We start from the raw sequence: 5,005 nt of genomic DNA on the forward strand, positions 1-5,005 counted from the left end.
AATGTTCCGCAGTAGCTCAATGGTGGAGCACTCGGCTGTTAACCGATAGGTTGGAGGTTCGAATCCTCTCTGCGGAGCCATTTACTTAGAATATATCGATAGGTTTTTACCTATCGTTTTTTTTATTTATAAAAAAGTATTACTTCTGTTAAGAATTTCAATTATTTAAATGTAGCAGCTTATTGAAATTTAAGAAGGAATGCTTTTTTAACTTTATAATAATGGCAAAAAATCTGATTTTATAAATTAATTATATATTGTTATTCACTTTGTATTTTAGACGGATACTTATACAAATATAGTGAATTATCGAAATCTTAACTAGATTAATTATATTTTTAAATGAAAGGAAGTAAGGTATATGAGTAATATTGTTTTGTTGGTGGTAGATGTTCAAAATACATTGATTAATGCAAATCCTTATAATGAACAAAGAGTAATTGAAAATGTTAAAAAACTTATTTTAAATGCAAGAGATAATAAAAAAGAAGTGCTGTATGTACGTCACGATGATGGAAAAGGTACAGAATTGGAAAGTGGTACATATGGATGGCAGATTTATGATGAAATAGCACCTAATAGTACGGAATTAATCTTTGAAAAACAATATAATAGTGCTTTTCATAAAACCAATTTAAAGGAATATTTAGATAGCAAGGATATAGATACAATAATATTGGTTGGACTTCAAACAGAATATTGTATTGATGCTACTTGTAAAAGTGCTTTTGATCATGGTTATAAAATAATTATTCCAGAAGAAACAAATACAACTTTTGATAATGATTATCTATCTGGTGAAAAACTTTATGAGTTTTATAATTATAAGATTTGGAATAAACGTTTTGCTGATGTTATATCGGTTGAGGAAGTTATAAAAATTTTTATGAAATAAAATTCTCCAATGAAAACAGAAGGATAAACGTTAGAATACTAGGTGAAATCTGCTTATTTACGGTGTTTGTCCTTCTATTTTCATATTTGGATGAATTTACTTATTACTTAAAAAACTCATCTATTGATATAATTCTTTGTTCTACCCTAGATTTTTCAGCAGCTAAAGCCATTAAATGACTTTGAACAGATATTTTAGCTGATGTTAAAGAATCACATCTTTTCCCATTAACAAGATCAACAAAATCTTTTATAAGACCAAAATCTCCTCCACCATGACCGGATTTTGGAACTGGCAAACTTATTCTTTCCATAGAGTTATCACAGAAATTATGTATTTCTATCTCCCTACTATTAAGGTGACCTCTAATCTCACCGTTAGTTCCCATAATTTTTATGGTTCTACCAACATCATGAGTAAAAGCACACATTGTAAATGAAGCTGTAACACCATGTTCAAATTCTAGATTTACTACTTGATGATCTACTACATTGTTATCACAATGGTAAACGCATCGTCCATAAGGCCCTTCTTTTAAAGCTTTTAATCTACCATCATAGCTTAAATCAGTAGTTATAGTACAAACGGGCCATCCAATATTATCTCCTAAATAATGTTTTGGAGCATAATATGGACAGGCATCATCATGGGGACAACCATCTAAACATCTTAAAGGAGCATCTTTAGGTGCATTTTCATTGTTGAAATGAGTTAATGAACCAAAAGAAGAAACTTTTAAGCAATTTTCACCTATAAGATAAATTAATATATCCATATCATGGCAGCTTTTGGCTAATATCATAGGGGCTGTTTCATCAGAGTTTCTCCAATTACCCCTTACAAAACTATGTGCTTGATGATAATAACCAACATTTTCATTATGCTGAACTGATACCACTTTTCCTATTTTTCCACTATCAATTATATTCTTTAATTTTTGAAAAAATTTAGTATATCTTAATACATGACATATAGAAAGAATTCTATCATTTTCTTCAGCAACTTTAGCCATCTCAATACATTCATTAGCATCAGGAGACATTGGTTTTTCCAGCAAAACATGATAACCTTTTTTTAATGCATGTATTGTAGGTTGAAAATGCAGTTTATCTTGAGTGCATATTATAGCTATATCAGCAAGCTTGTCTTCATGGAGTATTTCATTGTAATCTTTAAAACATTGATTATCTTTAAGATTAAACTTTTCTTTAAAAACAGTTCTTCTATCATCTAAAGGTTCAGCTATTCCAACAATTTCAAGTTTATCTGGGTTTTTTAAGGCAAATGGAGCATAGGCATCAGTTCCCCTATCACCAGCACCTATGACAATAGCTGTTAATTTATTCATATTAATTTCCCCCTTTTTATTTATATAGTCTCATTTTACACTGATACAATATAAAGTTAAAGAATAAAATCAGAATTTATGAAATATTAAATAAATTGCCACATAAGTCTTCTTTTTTAAATATGAAAAGGTTAATATTGTATTATAGGCTGAAATTATGGGGGGATGATCATGGGAAAAATAAAGGTTTCAACACCAAGTAGACTATGTATCTTTGGTGAACATCAAGATTATTTAGGGTTAGAAGTTATTGCTCAAGCTATAGACTTAAGGTTTTATGCTGAAGCTGAAGAAAGAAATGATAAAAATTTAAATATAAAAATAGGAAGTAAATATTTTAATGAACTGGATGGTGATATATATAGGTGGGTAAACCATAAAGTTGATTTTTCTTCAAAGATAATTTATGAAAATAATAGAGATTATATAAAAAGTATAGTTAATGTTCTTTTAAAGGAAGGGTATAGGCTAGACAAAGGATATGATATAACTATGGTATCAGAAATACCAATAGGTAAGGGTATGTGTTCGTCATCAACAATGATAATTGCACTTATAAAGTTATTACTGGAAGTTATAAATTCTGAAGATAAAAATAATCCAGAAAGAGTAGCTTATCTTGGATTTTTGGCAGAAGTAGTTGAATTTAATGAGCCAGGTGGAATGATGGATCACTATGCTTCAGCGATTGGCGGGCTTGTTAATTTAAATTTTAATAATAAGGACACTAAAGTAGATAGATTAAATATTAGAATACCAGGTAAGTTTATATTGTTTGATTCGTTAGTAGAGAAAGACACAACAAAAGTTTTATCAACGGCTAAAATACCAGTAATTAATGGACTAAAAAAATTAAAAAATAAAGGTATAAAGACCATAAAAGATTTTGTATATAATCAGGACAACTTAAAATATTTAGATGACTTAGAGAATGATGAGAAGAGAAATATTTTAGCTAATATAGATAATTATAAAATTTTGCAACAAGGAAAAAAACTTCTGATTGATAACAAGTTTTGTGAAGAACAGTTAGGAGAATTAATAAAGAGGCATCATAAAAATTTAAGAGATGGACTTAAAATATCAACACCTGAGATTGAGGAAATATTAGAAATCGCTTATAATAATGGAGCCTTAGGTGGAAAAGTTAATGGATCGGGTGGCGGTGGATGCTGCTATGTTTATGCTAAAGATGAGGATTGTAACGATATATTAGAAGCTGTTAATAAGCTTGGATATCCAGGAAGGATTGTTCAATGTTCAGAAGGAATGAGAAAAGAGGAGATATTTTAATGAAAGTCTTGATACTTGCAGGGGGGAAGGGAACTAGACTCCAATCAGAAAAGTTTAACCTACCAAAGGCATTAAGAAAACTTAAAGAAAAAACACTGATAGAACATGTTTTAGATAATGTATCATTTATAGAAGCAAAAGATACATATATAGTAATAGGATATAAAAGAGAAATGATTCTAGAAGTAATAGACAATAAATATAATTTTGTAATACAAGAACAACAGTTAGGAACTGGCCATGCTACAATGGTTACGGAGGAGTTTTTAAAAGATTATGACGAAGATTTGCTTTTACTTTATGGGGATATGCCACTAATTAGTAAGAGTATATTAAAAAAATTTATTAAATGTCATGGTGATAAACATTCTAAGTGTACAATAATGACAGCTATATTTGAGAATCAGCGTCCATATGGAAGGATAATTAGGGACAAAGAAGGAAATTTCAAAAGGGTGGTTGAGGAAAAGGATTGCTCTCAAGAAGAATTAAAGATAAAGGAATTGAATTGTGGACCATATATAATAAATTCTAAAATCTTGTTTGAGGCATTAAAGAAATTAAAAAATAATAATAATCAAAAGGAATATTATTTAACAGATGTTCCAGAGATAATTAAAGAAATGGGCATAGAAATTAATATATTCATTAATGATACATGCAAGGAAATGATAGGTGTAAATACATTAGAAGATTTAAAAGAATGTGAGACACTGATAGAGACAAATTTCAAGTAGTTGTAAGTGACAAGTTTTAGAAATAGAAAGTTGAGGATAAAATTTTATGTGAGTATGAGTATCCTCTAAGGCACATGAAAGAAAATAACAAGTCCAAGATGCCATGTATATTTTGTGTCAGAGAACAAAAGGCTACACCCTTTTTTAATTGACAATTGAGAATTGACGATTATTGTTGAAAGTCGGGGACTTCCTAAATATAAATATAAAGTTGAAGGTTAAGAGTGGAAAGTTCAGGCTAAAAATCACAGATTTTCTTTAAGTATATTTTTTTCAAGATTTTAAATCTTCATGAGAAGATTTATCCGCAACTTGTCACTTGTAACTCACAACTTATCACTCATTAAAGGTTTTCAACTCTCAACTTTCAACTTTCACCTCTCCACTTATTTAAAGACTAGCATGCTGACTTGTTATTTTTTTGAATGTGCCTAAGTTTCAACTTTTACAAGGGTTTTGAGTTGAAACTTAGAGGAGAGGTACTGTAAACCACAATTTTCAAAAGAGCAGCATGAAAGAGTTTTTGAAAGTATTTTTTTGAAAAAAGCATTGACAAAGATAAAAACATAATATATAATAATAAATGTTCTAAGAAATAAATAAAGTTTGTGAACAAAATCAATGATTTTGATTAAATTAAAATCTGGTAATGATGCCTCTAAAGGTCACACTCCTTCCCATACCGAACAGGAAAGTTAAGCTTTAGAGGGCCGATGGTACTGCATGGGTGAC

At 29.5% G+C, this 5,005-nt stretch carries 4 protein-coding genes, 1 tRNA gene and 1 rRNA gene; 5 read left to right on the plus strand and 1 reads right to left on the minus strand.

Going from position 1 to position 5,005, the window contains the following annotated elements; all coding sequences use genetic code 11:
* Nucleotides 1-5: 5 nt before the first annotated feature.
* Both BM119_RS19225 and BM119_RS19230 read left to right on the plus strand, forming a co-directional pair.
* Nucleotides 6-80 (plus strand) — tRNA-Asn (locus tag BM119_RS19225).
* 281 nt (nucleotides 81-361) lie between these two features.
* A complete protein-coding gene (locus BM119_RS19230) occupies nucleotides 362-895 on the plus strand; it encodes a cysteine hydrolase family protein (protein ID WP_090043315.1) in 534 nt (177 codons plus the stop codon).
* Nucleotides 896-998: 103 nt separating this feature from the next.
* Here BM119_RS19230 and BM119_RS19235 read toward each other — a convergent pair whose 3' ends face one another.
* Nucleotides 999-2,243, minus strand: coding sequence for a Gfo/Idh/MocA family protein (locus BM119_RS19235; RefSeq protein ID WP_090043316.1), 1,245 nt, complete (start codon nucleotides 2,241-2,243; stop codon nucleotides 999-1,001).
* 171 nt (nucleotides 2,244-2,414) lie between these two features.
* Between BM119_RS19235 and BM119_RS19240 the strand changes: the two genes are divergently transcribed.
* The 3 genes from BM119_RS19240 to rrf all read left to right on the plus strand — a co-directional run.
* Nucleotides 2,415-3,536 carry a mevalonate kinase family protein gene (locus tag BM119_RS19240; protein WP_177199521.1) on the plus strand — a complete coding sequence of 374 codons (1,122 nt, stop codon included), beginning with the start codon at nucleotides 2,415-2,417 and terminating at the stop codon, nucleotides 3,534-3,536.
* Nucleotides 3,536-4,273, plus strand: a complete 738-nt coding sequence (locus tag BM119_RS19245; protein WP_177199522.1) for a sugar phosphate nucleotidyltransferase — start codon at nucleotides 3,536-3,538, stop codon at nucleotides 4,271-4,273. Before BM119_RS19240 ends, BM119_RS19245 begins: the two co-directional genes overlap by 1 nt.
* A 642-nt stretch (nucleotides 4,274-4,915) precedes the next feature.
* Nucleotides 4,916-5,005: ribosomal RNA gene (gene rrf, locus BM119_RS19250) — 5S ribosomal RNA — on the plus strand; the annotation flags it as partial.

It is taken from the genome of Clostridium frigidicarnis (assembly GCF_900111985.1).
GTDB classification, from domain to species: domain Bacteria; phylum Bacillota; class Clostridia; order Clostridiales; family Clostridiaceae; genus Clostridium_Z; species Clostridium_Z frigidicarnis.

Bases quoted from the DNA above. Each gene is read 5' to 3' on its own strand.
- BM119_RS19230 (WP_090043315.1), top strand. From the start codon at position 362: ATGAGTAATATTGTTTTGTTGGTGGTAGATGTTCAAAATACATTGATT.
- BM119_RS19235 (WP_090043316.1), bottom strand. From the start codon at position 2,243: ATGAATAAATTAACAGCTATTGTCATAGGTGCTGGTGATAGGGGAACT.
- BM119_RS19240 (WP_177199521.1), top strand. From the start codon at position 2,415: ATGGGAAAAATAAAGGTTTCAACACCAAGTAGACTATGTATCTTTGGT.
- BM119_RS19245 (WP_177199522.1), top strand. From the start codon at position 3,536: ATGAAAGTCTTGATACTTGCAGGGGGGAAGGGAACTAGACTCCAATCA.